Annotated in this window: 14 protein-coding genes; 12 read left to right on the forward strand and 2 right to left on the reverse strand. The window is 60.1% G+C overall.

Features of this window, described 5'->3' with window-relative positions; translation table 11 throughout:
* The 12 genes from ACTF5F_RS01675 to ACTF5F_RS01730 all read left to right on the forward strand — a co-directional run bounded on the left by ACTF5F_RS01675 (nucleotide 1) and on the right by ACTF5F_RS01730 (nucleotide 15,116).
* The gene (locus tag ACTF5F_RS01675; RefSeq protein ID WP_438955145.1) at nucleotides 1–1,272 is read left to right on the forward strand and encodes an aspartate aminotransferase family protein; all 1,272 of its coding nucleotides are present in this window, start codon (nucleotides 1–3) and stop codon (nucleotides 1,270–1,272) included.
* Nucleotides 1,273–1,278: 6 nt separating this feature from the next.
* The gene (locus ACTF5F_RS01680; RefSeq protein ID WP_438955146.1) at nucleotides 1,279–2,040 is read left to right on the forward strand and encodes a hydroxypyruvate isomerase family protein; all 762 of its coding nucleotides are present in this window, start codon (nucleotides 1,279–1,281) and stop codon (nucleotides 2,038–2,040) included.
* A complete protein-coding gene (locus tag ACTF5F_RS01685) occupies nucleotides 2,033–2,662 on the forward strand; it encodes a glutathione S-transferase family protein (RefSeq protein WP_438955147.1) in 630 nt (209 codons plus the stop codon). The genes ACTF5F_RS01680 and ACTF5F_RS01685 overlap by 8 nt, the downstream gene beginning before the upstream one ends.
* Before the next feature lie 111 nt (nucleotides 2,663–2,773).
* Entirely contained in the window at nucleotides 2,774–5,179 is a 2,406-nt protein-coding gene (locus tag ACTF5F_RS01690; protein ID WP_438955148.1) for a GcvT family protein, read from the forward strand.
* Between the two features lie 3 nt (nucleotides 5,180–5,182).
* Nucleotides 5,183–6,721 carry a trimethylamine methyltransferase family protein gene (locus ACTF5F_RS01695; RefSeq protein ID WP_438955149.1) on the forward strand — a complete coding sequence of 513 codons (1,539 nt, stop codon included), beginning with the start codon at nucleotides 5,183–5,185 and terminating at the stop codon, nucleotides 6,719–6,721.
* Nucleotide 6,722: 1 nt separating this feature from the next.
* Nucleotides 6,723–7,397 (forward strand): TetR/AcrR family transcriptional regulator, encoded by a 675-nt coding sequence (locus ACTF5F_RS01700; RefSeq protein WP_438955150.1) that lies wholly within the window; start codon nucleotides 6,723–6,725, stop codon nucleotides 7,395–7,397.
* Entirely contained in the window at nucleotides 7,394–8,644 is a 1,251-nt protein-coding gene (locus ACTF5F_RS01705; protein WP_438955151.1) for a sarcosine oxidase subunit beta family protein, read from the forward strand. The genes ACTF5F_RS01700 and ACTF5F_RS01705 overlap by 4 nt, the downstream gene beginning before the upstream one ends.
* A gap of 11 nt (nucleotides 8,645–8,655) precedes the next feature.
* Nucleotides 8,656–8,922 carry a sarcosine oxidase subunit delta gene (locus ACTF5F_RS01710; RefSeq protein ID WP_438955152.1) on the forward strand — a complete coding sequence of 89 codons (267 nt, stop codon included), beginning with the start codon at nucleotides 8,656–8,658 and terminating at the stop codon, nucleotides 8,920–8,922.
* On the forward strand, nucleotides 8,919–11,717 hold the full coding sequence (locus ACTF5F_RS01715) for a 2Fe-2S iron-sulfur cluster-binding protein (RefSeq protein WP_438955153.1): 2,799 nt from the start codon (nucleotides 8,919–8,921) through the stop codon (nucleotides 11,715–11,717). The genes ACTF5F_RS01710 and ACTF5F_RS01715 overlap by 4 nt, the downstream gene beginning before the upstream one ends.
* Nucleotides 11,707–12,222, forward strand: a complete 516-nt coding sequence (locus tag ACTF5F_RS01720) for a hypothetical protein (protein ID WP_438955154.1) — start codon at nucleotides 11,707–11,709, stop codon at nucleotides 12,220–12,222. The genes ACTF5F_RS01715 and ACTF5F_RS01720 overlap by 11 nt, the downstream gene beginning before the upstream one ends.
* On the forward strand, nucleotides 12,222–13,535 hold the full coding sequence (locus ACTF5F_RS01725; protein WP_438955155.1) for an NAD(P)/FAD-dependent oxidoreductase: 1,314 nt from the start codon (nucleotides 12,222–12,224) through the stop codon (nucleotides 13,533–13,535). Before ACTF5F_RS01720 ends, ACTF5F_RS01725 begins: the two co-directional genes overlap by 1 nt.
* Nucleotides 13,536–13,595: 60 nt before the next feature.
* On the forward strand, nucleotides 13,596–15,116 hold the full coding sequence (locus ACTF5F_RS01730; RefSeq protein WP_438955156.1) for a deoxyribodipyrimidine photo-lyase/cryptochrome family protein: 1,521 nt from the start codon (nucleotides 13,596–13,598) through the stop codon (nucleotides 15,114–15,116).
* Here ACTF5F_RS01730 and ACTF5F_RS01735 read toward each other — a convergent pair.
* Together ACTF5F_RS01735 and ACTF5F_RS01740 are read right to left on the reverse strand one after the other, a co-directional pair.
* Entirely contained in the window at nucleotides 15,106–16,575 is a 1,470-nt protein-coding gene (locus ACTF5F_RS01735) for an aldehyde dehydrogenase (protein WP_438955157.1), read from the reverse strand. The two genes, ACTF5F_RS01730 and ACTF5F_RS01735, sit on opposite strands and share 11 nt — an antisense overlap.
* A 15-nt stretch (nucleotides 16,576–16,590) precedes the next feature.
* Nucleotides 16,591–17,625, reverse strand: coding sequence for an LLM class flavin-dependent oxidoreductase (locus tag ACTF5F_RS01740; protein ID WP_438955158.1), 1,035 nt, complete (start codon nucleotides 17,623–17,625; stop codon nucleotides 16,591–16,593).
* Between the last annotated feature and the right edge of the window lie 16 nt (nucleotides 17,626–17,641).

The following is a 17,641-nucleotide window of genomic DNA, read 5'->3' on the forward strand; positions in this document are numbered from 1 at the left end:
ATGCAAAAAATCAGCACCCAAGCCGAATGGATCGCCCGCGCGGCAGAGGTTTTACCCGCCGCTGGGTTCGGCAACTTCGACGCTGGCATAGTCATTTCCAAAGGGCAGGGCAGCCGCGTTTGGGATGAGGACGGCAATGAGTATGTCGATTACCTGATCGGATCTGGCCCCATGCTCTTGGGCCATGGGCATCCTGAAGTGATGGAAGCGGTTTTGGAGCAATTGCCCAAAGGCATGACTTTCTTCGCCAACAATGCCAGCGGGATCGAATTGGCAGAGGCGATCTGCGAAGCCGTCCCATGTTGTGAACAAATCCGCTTTGTTGCCTCAGGCGGTGAGGCGGACATGTACGCCATCCGCCTTGCCCGCGCCTGCACCGGCAAAACCAAAATCCTCAAGTTCGAAGGCGGTTATCACGGCATGAGTGCGGAGGCGCAGATGAGCCTTGCACCCAGTGTCCAAGTCAACTTCCCGCAAGCCGTCCCCGACAGCGCGGGCATTCCGCAGGACGTGGCCGACAACATGCTGATCGCGCCGTTCAATGATCTGACGGCCGTTGAAAACCTGCTGGTCGAACACTCCGATGTCGCGGCGATCATCGCAGAACCGTTGCAGCGCATCATCCCCGCACAGCCGGGATATCTACAAGGCCTCCGAGACCTCTGCGACAAACTTGGTGTGTTGCTCATATTCGACGAGATCGTCACGGGTTTCCGCCTTGCCTATGGCGGGGCGCAGGAACGCTATGGGGTTGTGCCTGACATCTGCACCCTTGGCAAAATCACCGGTGGTGGCTTTCCACTTGCTGCGCTTGGGGCGTCGAGAGAGATCATGAACCATTTCGACAAATCCTCAGTCGGGGCAGAGAAGTGGCTGATGCAACTGGGCACCCTGTCAGGCAATCCAGTCGCTTCCGTCGCCGGTCTCAAAACGATGGAAGTTTTGCGGCGTGACGGCACCTATGACACCCTCCGCGCCAACGGCGCGCGGCTGCAAAAGATGCAAACCGATGCGCTGACCGCTGCTGGCATCCCGCACCGCGTTTGCGGCGATGAGACTCTGTTCGACATCCTATTCACCGATCGGGAGCCGCTGGATTATCGGTCCGCCAAGCATGATGACCCGTCGGTCAACGCCACATACAACGCAGTTCTCCGCGACAATGGCGTCTTCAAATCTCCGGGCAAGCTCTACCCCTCGCTCGCTTTGACGGAGGCGGACTTTCAACTCACCGAAGCTGTCGTTGCCAAGGCCGTCGCCGCCATCGCATAAGGCGCTATGCCAAGGTTTTCCGCCAATCTCGGCCTTCTATGGGCCGACCTTCCGCTTCCCGACGCTATCCGCGCAGCGAAGGCCGCAAGGTTCGACGCGGTGGAGGTGCAGTGGCCCTACGCGCATGACGCCCATGACGTGAAAGCTGCGCTCGATGAAACGGGCCTCGACCTGCTCAGCCTCAACACGCCAAAGGGCGACGCGGAAAGGGGTGATTTTGGCCTCGCTGCCCACGCCAGCGGCGCAGACAGCATCGCAACTGCCACCGACTACGCAGAAGCCGTGAACGCAAGAGCCATCCACGTCCTGCCGGGCATCGCCTCTGGTAGTGAGGCTTGGGCCACTTTTGAAGGGAATGTGCGGCTGGCCTGCGACCTCGCCCCAACACGTACAATCCTGATCGAACCGATCAATCCTTACGATGTACCCGGCTACCTCCTGCACAAGCTTGAAGACGCGATCGGACTCATCGAGCGCGTTAACAAACCCAACCTGAAACTCATGTTCGATTTCTACCACATCGGCCGGATGCACCCTGATCCCATCGCTGAGTTCACGCCCGTCCAGCACCATGTTGGTCACATCCAATTCGCGTCCATCCCCGACCGCGCTGCGCCCGATCAAGGCATGCTGGATTACGCTGAAGTGTTCGCCATGCTCGATGACCTAGGCTGGAACAAACCGCTCGGCGCGGAGTATCGACCTTACGGGAAAACTGAGGCATCGTTAGGCTGGATGAAATGCTACCGCAGGACTTCCGATGATTGATCTTTATACGTGGAACACCCCAAACGGCCGCAAAGTGTCGATCATGCTTGAGGAGTTGGAGGTGCCCTACAAGGTTCACGCGATCAACATTGGCGAGGATGAGCAATTCACCAAAGACTTTCTCAGGATCAGCCCCAACAACAAAATCCCGGCGATTGTCGATCATGAAACTGGCGTCAGCCTGATGGAGTCCGGCGCGATCCTGCTCTACCTCGCGGATAAATACGGAAAGTTCCTGCCAAACGACGCCGTGGGACGTGCGAAGGCGTGGGAATGGCTGATGTGGCAGATGGGCGGTTTCGGTCCGATGCTGGGCCAAACCCACCATTTCGCGCAGTTCAATCCTGGTATCGCGCCCTATGCGGAGGAGAGGTTCTTGGGAGAAACCCGAAGGCTCTACGGCGTGCTCGACAAGCAGTTGGAGGGGCAGGAGTACATCATTGGCGAATACTCAATCGTCGATATGGCCTGCTGGCCGTGGGCGTCACGTTACGAATGGCAGCGGATCGACCTTGCCGATTTCCCGAACGTCCGCGCGTGGTATCAGCGCCTTGCTGACCGTCCCGCCGTTCAGCGCGGCTATCACATTCCAAACCACGTAAACGAAATCCCGAAAGGGTAATGCGAAAAAACTAGACAGGCCTGCCCATTCGGTTCCAAGGTTCTGGACAGGAATGTTTAGTGCTCACTGAGTCGCGGCCAAACCCGACCTGAGCAAGGCTGGGAGGTCAGTATGAAATCGCAATATCGTGTCGTCGTGATCGGTGGGGGTGTCGTTGGGACATCGGTTCTTTACCACCTTGCTAAACTCGGCTGGACGGATGTGTGCTTGCTCGAACGCAGCGTGCTCACCGCAGGTTCCAGTTGGCACGCCGCAGGTGGTATCCACGCGCTCAATGCCGACCCCAACATGGCGGCGCTGCAAGCCTACACCATCGACCTTTTGAGCGAGATTGAAGAGGAAAGTGGTCAAAATATCGGCCTGCATATGACGGGTGGTTTGACGATGGCCGGCACGCCCGATCGCTGGGAATGGCTGCAATCTGCCTACCGCGTGTTCCAATCCATTGGGATCGAGGATTGCGAGCTTGTCACGCCGGAAGAAGCTCAGAGGCGCTGCCCCATCATGTCAACCGACGGCTTGCTTGGTGGCATGTGGGCCGATCGTGAGGGCTACGTTGACACCACCGGCACCGTCCACGCCTACGCCACAGCCGCCAAAAAACGCGGTGCCAGCTATTTCGAGCATACGAAGGTGGAGGCGCTCAACCAAACCGCCGATGGCTGGGAAGTCGTGACCGACAAAGGCACGATCACCTGTGAACATGTCGTCAACGCCGCGGGCCTCTGGGCCAAGCAGGTGGGTCGCATGGCAGGCATCGAACTGCCCCTCAGCCCGTTGAAGCACCACTACCTCATCTCCGACACCATCCCGCAGTTGGAGGAATTGGATTTCGAGGTTCCGATGACCGTCGACCTCGAAGGGTTCACCTACCTGCGCCAAGACCAAAAAGGCGTGCTACTGGGCATCTACGAGGTGGAGCATGAGCACTGGGCCATGGACGGTGCACCGTGGAATTACGGAATGGAGCTCTTCCAAGAGCAGACGGACCGGATTGAGCATGAACTGATTTGCGGCTTCGAACGCTATCCGGCCTTGCAGGATGTGGGCGTGAAAACATGGGTCAACGGCGCCTTCACCTTCTCCCCCGATGGCAACCCGCTCGTCGGCCCTGTGCCGGGCAAACGCGGCTACTGGTCAGCCTGCGCGGTGATGGCGGGCTTCTTGCAAGGCGGTGGCGTTGGCAAATCTCTGGCCGAATGGATGATTGAGGGCGAGCCGGAGGCAGACGTGTTCTGCATGGACGTCGCCCGCTATGGCAAGTTCGCTGAAAACCAACGCTACATCCGCGAAACCACGGGGCAGTTCTATTCCCGCCGCTTCGTGATGACTTACCCCAACGAACAATTGCCCGCAGGTCGTCCACTGAAAATGGCGCCAGCCCATGACGCGATGACCGCGGCTGGGTGTAAGTGGGGCAATAGTTGGGATTTAGAAGTGCCGCTCTACTTCGCGCCGGAAGGGTTTGAAGAAACCCCAACCCTCAAACGCTCCAACGCCTTCGACATCGTGGGAGAGGAATGCAAAGCGATCCGTGAGGGCGTCGGCATGCTCGATATCACCGGCTTCTCTCGGTACGAGGTGTCTGGCCCCAATGCCGAAAGTTGGCTCAACAAGATCATGGCCTCCAAACTGCCCGGTCCAAGCCGCGCACGCCTCGCGCCGATGCTGTCGCCAGAGGGTCGCTTGAAAGGCGACCTTACGATCCTCAACTGGGGCGATGGCACCTACTGGATTATGGGCAGCTATTACCTGCGCGCGTGGCACATGCGCTGGTTCGACGATCACATGGAAGACGGTGTCACTGTCCGCGATTTGGGGGAAGAGATGTGCGGCTTCGGCCTTGCTGGTCCGAAATCCAAAGCAGTAATCGAAAAGCTGGCGGAACAGGAAATCAGCGACCTGCCGTTCATGGGCTGCCGCGATGTGGATATCGGCCCGCTGCGCGCGAAAGTGGCCCGCATGTCGGTCACAGGCGAACTCGGCTATGAAATCAACGTCCGCTACGGCGATCACATCGCGCTGCGTCGGTTGCTGCTGGAAGCAGGCGCAAGCGAAGGCATCCGCGAATGCGGCTTCAACGCCATGCTTTCCACCCGCATCGAGAAATCATTCGGAATCTGGTCGGCGGAATTCACGCAGCTCTACACCGCCGCACAAACCGGCATGGACCGCTGGATCGACTGGGACAAAGGCAATTTCATCGGTCGTGCGGCTGCGTTGAAGGAGAAGGAAGGCAACGGCCCCTCCCAAATCCTTGTCACCTTGCAGATCGAAGATGGCGACAGCGATGCCTCTGGCTATGAACCCATCTGGAACGGCGACGACCGCGTCGGCTTCGTGACTTCCGGTGCATATGGCTACACCGTCGGCGCGTCGCTCGCCATGGCGATGGTCGATCGGGAGTTTGCGGCCGAAGGCTCTGACCTGATGGTCCATGTTGTCGGGCAACCACGACAGGCCAAGGTTGTCGCAGCTTCGCCCTATGATCCAAAGGGTCAGGCGATGCGGGGCTAGCTTATGTCGGGTGACACCAAAACCCGCCGTCGCGGCAGACGAGGCGCCACCAGCGCCCCGCCATCCGCGCGGCAGGTCAACTATCGCCAGTTGAAAAACCCGTTCCCGGTGATGAAGGCGTTCTCGGACGATGAGATCGCCAACATGCATGAAACCGCCCTTCGGATGTTGGAGGAGCTTGGGATCAAAGTTCTGCTGCCCGAAGCGCTCAACATCTTTGTCAAAGCGGGCGCTCGGGCGGAAGGGGAGATGGTCTATATTGGCCGCGACATCATCGAAGCCGCCATCGCCAGTGCTCCGAAGTCGATCCCGTGTCTCGCCGGTGCCCGCCACCGTGATTTCACGCTGGAACTTGGCAGTCTGACCTTCCAACCCGGTGCCGCCGCGCCCCATGCCACCGATCTTGTCCGTGGCCGTCGCCCAGGCCGTGGCGCGGATTTCGAAGAACTGGCGCGACTGACCCAGCATTTTGACGTCTTTCAGATGGTGTCGCCGCTGGTCGAACCACAAGACGTGCCTGTCCAAGACCGCCACTACTTCACGACCGAAGTGCAGCTTACAAAGACGGACAAATTCCCCTTCTTCTTCTCTCGCGGGACACCGCAGGCGATGGATAATTTCGAGATGCTGAGGGATTTCCGTGGCGCGTCGGATGAGGCGTTCCGGGCGAGTCCCCATTGCTACACAATCATCAACACCAACAGCCCGCGCACGCTCGACATCCCCATGGCCCAAGGTTTGATCGATTTTGCGCGGCACGGGCAGGTGTCCATCGTCACGCCTTTCACCTTGATGGGCGCGATGGCCCCGATCACGGTTGCGGGAGCGATGACACTCAGCCACGCCGAATGCATGGCAGCGATTGCCCTGACCCAATTGATCAATCCCGGCGCGCCGGTGTGCTATGGCACCTTCACTTCCAACGTGGATATGAAATCCGGCGCACCCGCTTTCGGCACGCCGACGCATTTCCAAGCCTCCCTCGCTGCTGGCCAATTAGCCCGCCATTTGGGGCTGCCGTGGCGCAGTGCGGCGGGGTCGGCCTCAAACCTCAACGATGTGCAAGCGGCGAATGAGAACCAGCTTGGTCTCTGGGGCTGCTTGATGGCAGGGGCCACGGTCATCATTCATTCGGCTGGATGGCTCGAAGGGGGCCTCTCTGTGTCTTACGAAAAACTCATCACCGACGTAGAAGTGCTCAACATGGTGGCGGAGCTTTGCGCAGGCGCGAAAGCAGGCCCCGATGAGATCGGCTTTGAAAACGCGCTATCAGAGGTTGATCCAAGCTGCCATTTCTTCGCCACGACCCAAACGATGGCGCGCTACAACACGGAATTTTATGAACCCATCGTCCACGATTATGCGAACTTCGGCACATGGACGGATAGAGGCGCGAAAGACGCCACAGCCCGCGCGACGGAAGTGTGGCAGCGCATCTTGGCCGAAGACAACGGCCCCAAAGTCGACGCCGACCGAAATGGCGCCTTGCAGGCGTTCATCGCCAAACGTAAGGCGGAGGGCGGCGCACCGCCGGAGAGCTAGGATGATGGATCGTGACACCCCAGTTTTGAGCCGTGACGACCCCGGCAGCCCGCCGCTGATCGGCAACGTCAAAGTTACGCGCGAAGACTGGCTCAACCTCGCTCGTGATGTGCTGGTCCACGATGGGGTGGGGGAGCTGAAGATCCTGACGCTAGCAGAGAAGCTCGGCGTCTCACGCTCCAGTTTCTATTGGTACTTCAAGAACCGCTCCGAACTGCTCGACGCTCTGTTGCAGGAATGGGAGAGCCGGAACTCTCAGACGATCATCCGGCATTGCGAAATGCCCGCAGCGAACATCACCAACGCCGCCTGCAATTTTTTCCGTTGCTTCATTGACCAATCGCTCTTTGACAGCCGCCTAGACTTCGCCGTGCGCGAATGGGCGCGGCGCGATGCTTCCGTCCGCAAGCGGATTGATGTGGCGGATGCGGCACGGCTCGACGCAATCATCGCTATGTTCGTCAGGCAAGGGTTTCCAGCGACGGAGGCGGACGCCCGCGCCCGCGTCCTTTATTTCATGCAGTTGGGCTATCATGCGCTCGATGTCCGTGAAACGATGGAAACGCGGATGCAGCGGCTACCCGCATTTCTGGAATGCTTCACGGGCGTTGTCCCAAGCCAAGAAGCGGTTGTTGAGTTTGCTGCCTTTGCAAAGGCGCAGGAGGCGAAAACATGAAACGCTATTCCGCGTGGCAGGTGTTCCGCGAAGGGTTGCGCGGCGGTAAGGGCTGGGGCGCGGCGTGGCGCACGCCGAAACCAAAGAAGCAATACGATGTAGTGATTATCGGGGCAGGCGGGCATGGCCTATCAACGGCCTATTACCTCGCCAAGAACCACGGCATCACGGACATCGCGGTTATCGAAAAAGGTTGGCTTGGCGGCGGTAACACTGGTCGAAACACGACGGCGATCCGGTCGAACTATTTCTACCCTGAAAGCGCGCAGCTCTACGACCTGTCCGTGCGGCTTTATGAGGTGCTGTCGAAAGACCTCAACTACAACGTCATGTTCTCCCAACGTGGGATGATGGTCCTTGCCCATTCCGAACCGGAGATGGAGATGGCCGCGCGGCAGTACAACGCAATGCGCCTCAATGGGATCGACGCGGAACTGCTGGATGCGAAAGAGGTACAGAAACGCGCGCCATTGCTGAACTTTCGGCAGGACGCCCGCTATCCGATCCATGGCGCGGTGAACCAGCCGCGGGGCGGTACAGGGCGTCACGATGCGGTTGCCTGGGGCTATGCGCGGGCCGCCGACGCGCTGGGCGTTGATATCATTCAGAACTGCGAAGTAACTGATTTCATTATGGAAGCCGGCCGATGCGTCGGGGTCAACACAGCCTTTGGCGAAATCCGCGCAGGCATGGTCGCGGCGACGGTCGCCGGACATTCCTCCGTCATCGCAGGTCTCGCAGGGGTCAAGCTTCCGATCCATTCCTATGCGCTGCAAGCCTTCGTGTCAGAGCCCTACAAACCTGTCCTCGACACTGTGGTGCTGTCCCCCGCTGTTGGCACTTACATCAGCCAATCCGACAAAGGCGGGCTGGTCTTTGGCGGCGCTTTGGATCGCATCCCGTCCTATGGCCAACGCGGCAACATGCCGGTGCAAGAGGCGGTGATTGGCGGGCTCTTGGAAGTCATGCCAGCGCTTGCCAAGGTCAAACTCCTGCGGCACTGGGGCGGCATCGTAGATGTGACGCCTGACAGCTCCCCCATCATCGGGCCGTCGGGGGTGGAGGGGCTTTATCTCAACTGTGGCTGGGGCACGGGCGGGTTCAAGGCGATCCCTGCCGGGGGATACCTCCTCGCGCACCGTATGGCGACGGGACAGCATCACGCGATCAGCCGCCCGTTTGACCTTGATCGGTTCACGACCGGCCGCTTGATCGACGAAAGCGCCGCGTCCGGCATCGCGCATTAGGAGGGTCAGATATGCAAGTTTTCCCATGTCCCTTCTGCGGCGACCGCAACGAACGCGAATTCCACTTCCTCGCCGAAGCAGGCAAGGTCCGCCCTGACACAACACAAGAAATTTCGGATGCAGATTGGGCCACCTACCTGCACAGCCATCGCAACGAAAAAGGCGCGGTTCGGGAGGTGTGGATGCACACAACCTGCGCGGAGGTTTTCATCCTCGAACGCGACAGCGTCACGATGAGTATCACTCAAAGCATCGCGCTGCGTGGGGGTGACGCATGACCGCCCGTCGTCTAACGTCCGGCGGTCTTATCGACCGCAGCAAGCCGCTGTCGTTTTGGTTTGATGGTAAAAACTACGAAGGGTTTGAAGGTGACACGATCGCCTCCGCCCTGCTTGCCAATGATGTCGCGATCGTGGGCCGCAGTTTCAAATACCACCGCCCGCGCGGCCTGTGGAGCGCTTGGGTCGATGACCCCAACGCCATCATGTCGGTCAGCTTGCGAGGGCGGGAGCTTCCCAACTGCCCCGCCACGACAACCTACCTGCAAGACGGCATGCGGGTGCGCAGCGTGAATGCGTGGCCCACGGCCAAGAATGACATCAAAAGCGGCCTCGACATTCTGCATCGCTTCTTGGGCGCAGGATTTTATTACAAGACCTTCATCTGGCCCGACTGGCACCTCTTTGAACCCTCCATCCGCAAGATGGCGGGTCTTGGTGCCGTGGCGACGGATGTGTTGGACGATTTCACATCGCACCAGACCCACGCGCAGTGTGATGTGCTGGTGGTTGGCGGCGGTCCGGCGGGTCTGACGGCTGCCCGTACTGCGGCGGAAGCGGGGCAAGACGTGGTGCTGGTCGATGACCAACGCATCCTTGGCGGCAGCGTCTATCGCTGCGGCGTCAAAGCCGATCTTGCCCCATCGAAATGGGTGGCGGAGCAGAAGGCAGCGCTAGAGGCAGCGGGCGCCCGCATCTTGACCGAGACGACGGCTTATGGTGTCTACGATCACGGCCTTATTGCGATGATCCAGCAGAGGGGCTTTGGCACTGCGCCCAACCTGATCCGAATGCGGGCCAAACGGGTCATTCTGGCCACCGGTGCCTTGGATCGCCCGCTCACCTTCGCAAAAAACGACCTTCCCGGCACCATGTCCCTGATCGCGGCGCAAGAGTACCTCGCCCGATACGGCATCCTCGCCGCCCAATCGCCTGTGGTTCTGCGCAATGCGACCATCGCTGACCACGCGGTCAACACGTTGCAAGCGGCAGGCGCTGAGGTGACGGAGGTGGACCTATCCGGCACGCTCAAGGGCCTTGGGCGCGGGCGGGTCAAAGGGCTCAGATCAGGCCGCACTCAGCATGCAGGCGACGCGGTGCTGGTGTCCGGTGGCCTGACACCGCTGGTCCATCTTTGGCGTCACGCAGGCGGTAAGCTTGAGTGGTGCGAAACACGGCAAGCCTTCGTGCCAGACCCAGCCTTCGACGGCATGACAGCGATCGGTGCGGCCAACGGCACCTATGATCTGCCACAAGCGTTGGAGGAGGCAGCGGCCGCAGGCGCGGGATCGCCTATGGCGCGACCCAAGACACGTTACACCCACTCCCCTGTCTGGCCTGTCCCAGGGACGAAAGGTCGCCAATGGATCGACTTTCAGCATGACGTCACGCTGAAAGATATCGAGGTCGCGGCGCGGGAAAACTACGTCTCCGTCGAGCATCTGAAACGCTACACAACGCTCGGCATGGCCTCCGACCAAGGCAAGACATCCAACATGGCGGCCCTCTCCGCGATGGCGAGCTTGCGCGACAAACCGATCCCGCAGGTCGGCACAACGACCTTCCGCCCGCCATTCGTGCCGGTGCCGCTTGAGATTTACCACGGCCCTGCGACGGATCAGTTGTGGAACCCCGTCAAACGCTTGCCGCTTGAAGCCGAACATCGCGACCTCGACGCCGCGCTCTGTGAATACGGCGGCTGGCTGCGTGCCGGGTGGTATGGCAACGGCCACCGCGATGTCACGATCCAGAAGGAGGCGAAGGCCGCCCGCGACACAGGCGGCATCTTCGATGCCTCAACCCTCGGCAAGATCGAGGTGATGGGCCCCGACGCCGAAGCCTTCCTGAATTTCGTCTACTACAACACGATCAAGACGCTGAAACCAGGTGGCATACGCTATGGTTTCATGCTCACCGAAGGCGGGATTGTTTATGACGACGGCGTCGTCTCTCGCGTAGATGAAAACCGCTTTATCGTCTCCTGCTCCTCCAGCCATGTCGATGGCGTGCGTGCGCATTTGGAGGCGTGGCGGCAAGACGGCAACGACCCAGACCGCATATTCTTCCATGATCTGACATCTGCTTGGGCAACCGTCACGGTGACGGGGCCGCAAGCGCGGACGGTGGTGGAGTCGCTACGCTCAAACATCGACATATCCGCTGAAGCTTTGCCGCACATGACCTTTCAGACGGGGGCTTGGCAGGAAAAACCGATGCGGATTGCACGGGTCAGTTTCTCCGGCGACTTGAGCTTCGAAATCTCAGTTCCGTCGTCCATGGCGGCAGAGCTTTGGACTACGCTCGTTTCACTCGGCGATCCGCTTAAAGTGCGCCCCATTGGGTTGGAAGCGATGTCGATCCTCCGCGCCGAAAAGGGCTTCATCATCATCGGCAAAGACACGGACGGCGAGACCATGCCGCATGATCTGGGGTTTGCAGCTCCACGCCAAAAGAAATCGACCGCCTTCATTGGCGACCGTAGTCTTCACACCGACCGTGCAAACGATCCCAACCGCAAGGTGCTTGTTGGCCTTCGCGTGGCGGATGGGGCGGGGCCCTTGGCCACTGGCGCACATGCAATCACCGAAGACCCCGACAGGCGGTCGATCGGCTATGTCACCTCCAGCTATATGAGCCCCAACCTCGGAGCGCCGGTGGCGTTGGCGATGATCGAGGCACCATTGGCCAAAGAAGGCGCGACCGTCCAAATCTGGCACATGGACACAGTGCGCGAGGCCACGGTTTGCAAGCCTTGCGTCTACGACCCAGAAGGGGAGCGGCTCCATGCGGGATGATCGGCTGAAATGGACCGCGCCGCGGGGCGAGGTGAGGTTTGACCTAGGCGGTGGCACGACGCTGACACAGGTGAAGGGCCTGCAACTGACCCTGCGGTCTGGCACAAATGTCCTCAACACGACTGACCTGCCCCAAGTCGGCTGGCCCGACATCGCGCCCGATGGTGAGCATGTGCTAGTCATGCGCCGAGATCGGCTACTCTGCGTGGGCGGCGACACGACGGCCGAAGGCTGGGATGACACCACACAACAAGCCGTGTCCAACATGTCCGATGGCTATGCAGTCTTCGATCTCTCCGGCGATCTTGCTTTCCAAATCCTGCAAGCTGGCACTGAAATCTCCCTCACCCGACCGTCGCGCAGCGTTGTGCGTCAGGCGTTCGGGCTGGGTCTTTTGATCCACCGGATCAAGGATGAAGATACTTACCGCCTCTATGCCCTCCGCTATAACGCCGACGCCCTTATCGGTCATATCCAAGCCGTCGCCAGCGGCTTGCAACGCTGATGGCCCGCTGGACTGAGGAGGCAGAGATTGGCACGCCCTATTGGTGGGCCGATGCGCCGAAAGTCGAGGTCGGGCAGGAGATCACCGATCGCTGTGACGTCCTTGTCATAGGGGCAGGATACACCGGACTGTCTGCGGCAATTGCGGCCCATGACTGCGGCGCGACCGTCTGCGTCTTGGACGCAGGCGAGCCTGGCATCGGCGCCTCCACCCGCAATGGCGGCATGGCAGGCGCACACCCACGGTTCAGTTGGGACATTCTGAGCCAACGCTTTGGCTCCGACGTCGCCGATCAGATCTTTGCCGAAGCCACCACCGCCTTTGATTGGGTTCGCGACCTCATCAAAGCCGAAGGCATTGACTGCGATTGGCAAAACACGGGCCGCATCCAACTCGCATGGACCGCGAAGCAGCACGAGACGCAGAAGCAGTTGGTCAAAGCGGTGCAGGAGAAATCCAAGGTTCGTGTGGAGCTTGTCCCACGCGACGCCCTCGCCGATGACATCGTGACGGAGCAATACTTTGGCGGCATCCGCTTTCTGGATCACGCAGGTCTGCATCCGGCGAAATACCATGCGGGCCTTCTGCAAGCCGCCCTTCGCCGTGGCATCCCCATCGCCGCTCAAACCCCCGCAACGGGGTGGGAAAGGGACGGCACTGCCTACGTTGTCCAAACACCGCGCGGCCTGATCCGTGCGAACAAAATCATCCTCGCCACCAATGGCTACACGCCCAACATTTTCCCGTGGCATCAGCGCCGCGTCTTCCCACTGCCAAGCTACATCATCGCGACGGAGCAACTGTCCCCGAACCTGATCCAAAGCCTTGCGCCCGGTGGCCGGATGATGGTCGAAACCCGCGCGCGGCATTCCTATTTCCGCCTGTCGCCCGACAAAACCCGCATCCTTTGGGGCGGTCGTGCGGCGATGGTCCCGATGGATCTGCCGCGTGCTGCCGACAGGTTGCAGCGCACGATGGCCGCGATTTGGCCCGACCTTGCGGAGGTAAAACTAAGCCATGTCTGGACCGGCAACACGGGCTATAGCTTTGGCCATATGCCCCATGTCGGCAGCCACGATGGTATCCACTACGCGATGGGCTATTCCGGCTCCGGCACCGTGCTCGCGCCATACCTCGGCGCGAAGGCCGCCTATCAAGCGCTGGGCGACCCCCGTGGGGCAACGGGCTATATCGCGACGACGCTGCGCACCAGCTTCCTCCACCCCGGATCAAACCCGCACTTCCTCCAAGCCGCCGACCGCTGGTACCGCCATTGGGTCGACCGCTGGGAGACGCGAAAAGGTCGCGTTTAATCCCCTGACGGAACGCTCCGCCGACCTATGTGTTTTCTTGGGAACAACACAAAGGCCACCATGCACGTCGTTTGGTTCAAACGAGACCTTCGGAGCTACGACCACCGCGCGCTTGCTGCAGCAGCGGAGGCGGGACCTGTCATCCCGCTCTACGTCATCGAGCCTGACCTCTGGTCAGAGCCGGACATGTCGGGACGCCAATGGGCCTTTGTGAAGGAATGCCTGACCGAACTGCGCGACGCGTTGGCGGCTGCAGGCCAACCGTTGATCGTGCGGCGTGGGGAAGTCACGCAAGTTCTGACCGAACTGCAACAGGAAACCGGATTCACGCACCTCTGGTCGCATGAGGAAACTGGAAACGATTGGACCTATCAGCGTGACAAGCGTGTTGCGGATTGGTGCCGTGCTGCGTCGATCGAATGGAGCGAATTGCGCAACCACGGTGTCCAGCGCCGCTTGGCCAGCCGGAACGGATGGGCCGCAGATTGGGATCGCTTCATGGCCGAACCCATTACGCCCACGCCGCACCTGAAACCTGTCACGCTCGATTTAGGTGCAATCACCCTCGACCAAAACCTGCCGGACAACTGCCGCGACCGGCAGATCGGCGGACGTGCCGCCGGTTTGGACTGCCTCAACAGCTTCCTTTACGAACGTGGGCGACCTTACAGGTCCGCCATGTCCTCCCCGCTGGAAGGGGCGGTCGCTTGTTCGCGCATTTCCCCCCATCTTGCTTGGGGTAGCCTGTCGATGCGGGAGGTGGCGCAGGCCACTTGGGCACGGCAGCGCGACCTCAAAGCCCAACCACCGGCAGAGGTCAAAGGCTGGCGCGGCTCAATGACATCCTTCAACGGGCGGCTGCACTGGCATTGCCATTTCATCCAAAAACTCGAGGATGAGCCGGAGATCGAGTTTCGCAACCTCCACCGCGCCTATGACGGATTTCGCCCATCTGAGCCTGACGCCGCCCGCCTCCACGCTTGGGCCCATGGGGAGACTGGTCTCCCGTTCCTCGATGCCTGTATGCGGTCGCTTCGGGCAACAGGTTGGCTCAATTTTCGCATGCGCGCGATGGTGACAGCGGTGGCGAGCTACCACCTCTGGCTGCCGTGGCGCAGTTCCGGTGAAGTGTTGGCGCGGCTTTTCACCGACTACGAACCTGGCATCCATTGGAGCCAAGTTCAGATGCAATCCGGCACAACAGGCATCAACACGATCCGCATCTACAACCCTGTCAAACAGGGCCACGATCAAGACCCAACCGGCGCTTTCACCCGCCATTGGATTCCAGAGCTGAAAGACATTCCCGACACCCATTTGCAAGAGCCGTGGCTGGCTGAGAGCGCAGGCGCCGTCTTGGGTCGCAGCTATCCCGAACCGATTGTAGACTACAAAGCCGCCGCGAAAGACGCGCGGGAGAAGATCTGGACTGTCCGTCGCGGCGATGACTTCCGCGCGGCCGCAGGCGCGATCCAAAACAAGCACGGCAGCCGCAAAAGCGGCATCCCCAACAGTGGTCAACGCCGCCGCAAACCGTCAGCGGAACAAATGTCGCTTCCCTTATCGCCGCCTAGCGAATGACGAATGGGTTCGCCATAGGCGCGTCGGAGGTGTTGATCCACGTGGTTTTCGTCCGCGTGTAATCGAGCACGGCTTCAATCCCTGCCTCGCGACCATAACCCGATTGGTCATAGCCGCCAAAAGGCGCGATGGGGGACACGGCGCGATAGGTGTTCACCCAGCAAATGCCTGCTTTCAACCGTGCCGACACCCGATGCGCGCGCGACAGGCTTTCGGTGAACACACCGGAGCCAAGGCCAAACGGCGTGTCATTGGCCATCGCAATCGCTTCCTCTTCCGTGTCAAACGGCACCAGCGACATTACGGGGCCGAACATCTCGGTATGCAGCGTCTCGCTCACCGTATCGGGGCATTCGACCAAGGTGGGGGCCATGTAGTTGCCGGGGCAGTCCAAAGGTGCGCCGCCGAACCTGATCTTTGCGCCGGATGCCTGCGCCGCGGCCAAGGTTTTCTCGATCGTTGCGATCTGCGCCTTGGTGCACAGCGGTCCGATATGCGTCCTCGCATCCAGCGGATCACCGACGGTTACGCCTTTCATCTTCTGCTCAATCCGCGCAGCAAGATCGTCAATGATGGAGCGATGCACAAACGCACGTGTACCGGCCACGCAGCTTTGCCCCGACGCGCCAAAGTTCCCCGCAATCAACCCGTTTGTCGCGCCTTCTAGGTTGGCATCCTCAAACACCAAGATCGGGGATTTGCCGCCAAGTTCGAGCGTCGTCACCGCGAAGTTCTCCGCCGAGTTCCGCACCACATGGCGCGCCGTGTCCGGGCCACCCGTGAACGCGATCCGATCTACGTCCTTGTGGCGCGTCAGCGGAATGGCGCAGTTCTCAGCATTCCCCGTGATGACGGAAACGACGCCAGCCGGAAACCCTGCCATCTCAATCAATTTGGCAAACTCCAGCATCGGCGCAGGGGCCATTTCGGAGGCTTTCAAAACCACCGGACACCCCGCCGCTAGCGCGGGCCCCAGCTTGGTCGCTGTCAGAAACATCTGCGCGTTCCACGGCACAATGGCTGCAACCACGCCGATAGGCTCGCGTCGTGTAAAGACATGCATGTCAGGCTTATCAATCGGCAGCACAGCCCCTTCGATCTTGTCCGCCAAGCCTGCATAATAGCGATAGTAATCCCCGACATAGGCTGATTGTGCGGCTGTTTCGGCCAACAGCTTGCCACTGTCTTTCGTCTCCACCTCACCGATGGTTTTTGCATGCTCTTCGATCAATTCCGCCAACCGGTAGAGCAACTTGCCCCGCTGGGTCTGCGTCATGTCGCGCCACGCAGGGTCACCCAACACACGCCGAGCAGCAGACACCGCACGTTCGACATCCGAGGGGGCGGCACAGGCAAATGTCGCCCAGCCTTCCCCGGTCGCCGGATTTTCAGAGGTCATGACCTGACCGTCAGCGCCATCGCACCACGCGCCGTCGATGAATAATTGATAGTGCTCCATTGGCCCTGTCTTTCCTTATTGAAACGCTGGCATCACGTCGTCGATGAAACGCGCCAGCGACTCTCTCTTGCGTTCAAAGCTCATCCCATTGTCGATCCAGAACGCATATTCGTCATAGCCAAGGTCTTCGTAATGCTTGATCCGGTCAATGACCTGTTGCGCAGTGCCAATCGTTAGATCGCGGGCCATGTTTTCGGGGGCCATCATCTTGTTGGCGGCAAGCTCTTCCTCGCTCAACTCTTGAATGAGGCCCTGATTGACCGGCCGCTTGTTCTGGAACCACGCGCCGAAATAGCAATAGAACTTCGACAGCTCGTTCGCCGCTTGCGCCACGTCATCCGTATCGCTGCCGACGTAGGTGTGATGCAAGAGCATGATCTTTGGGCGCGGCCCATCGTAGGTCGCGCAGGCATCGTTGAACCGGCTCATCAGCGTTTCGATCTCTTCCACGCCCTGCCACAGCGGGGTCACTTGGATGTTAAACCCGTTGTGGACGCCAAACTCATGGCTGTTTGGATCCCGTGCCGCGATCCAAATGGGCGGGCCATCCGTCTGCGACGGGCGCGGTGTCGCCGTTGTTGCGGGGAAGGAGAAATACTCCCCCTCATGCGCGCAATCCCCCTTCCAAAGCTGTGGCAAAAGCGGCGTGATTTCCCGCATCCGTTGGCCTGCTTCCCACGCATCCATCCCCGGCATCAGCCGCTCATATTCATAAGAATACGCCCCCCGCGCCACGCCCAATTCGACGCGCCCGCCAGTGCAAAGGTCCGCTGCCGCTGCCTCACCCGCCAATTTGATCGGATGCCAGAACGGGGCGATGACGGTGCCCGTCCCAAGCCGCACATGTTTTGTGTGATGCGACAAGTTTACAAGTGAAATGAACGGATTGGGCGCGATGGTGAAATCCATCCCATGATGCTCCCCCGTCCAGACAGCGCGCATCTTCGCATCATCCGCCATTTTGCAAAGCGAGATAAAATTCTCATAGAGCTCTTCCTGCGGCTCCTCCGGCGTCAGCCGTTCCATATGGGCAAAAAGGGAAAACTCCATCGTCTAAGTCCTCTCT

The organism is Cognatiyoonia sp., from assembly GCF_965661665.1.
In the GTDB taxonomy this organism is placed as follows: Bacteria; Pseudomonadota; Alphaproteobacteria; order Rhodobacterales; family Rhodobacteraceae; genus Cognatiyoonia.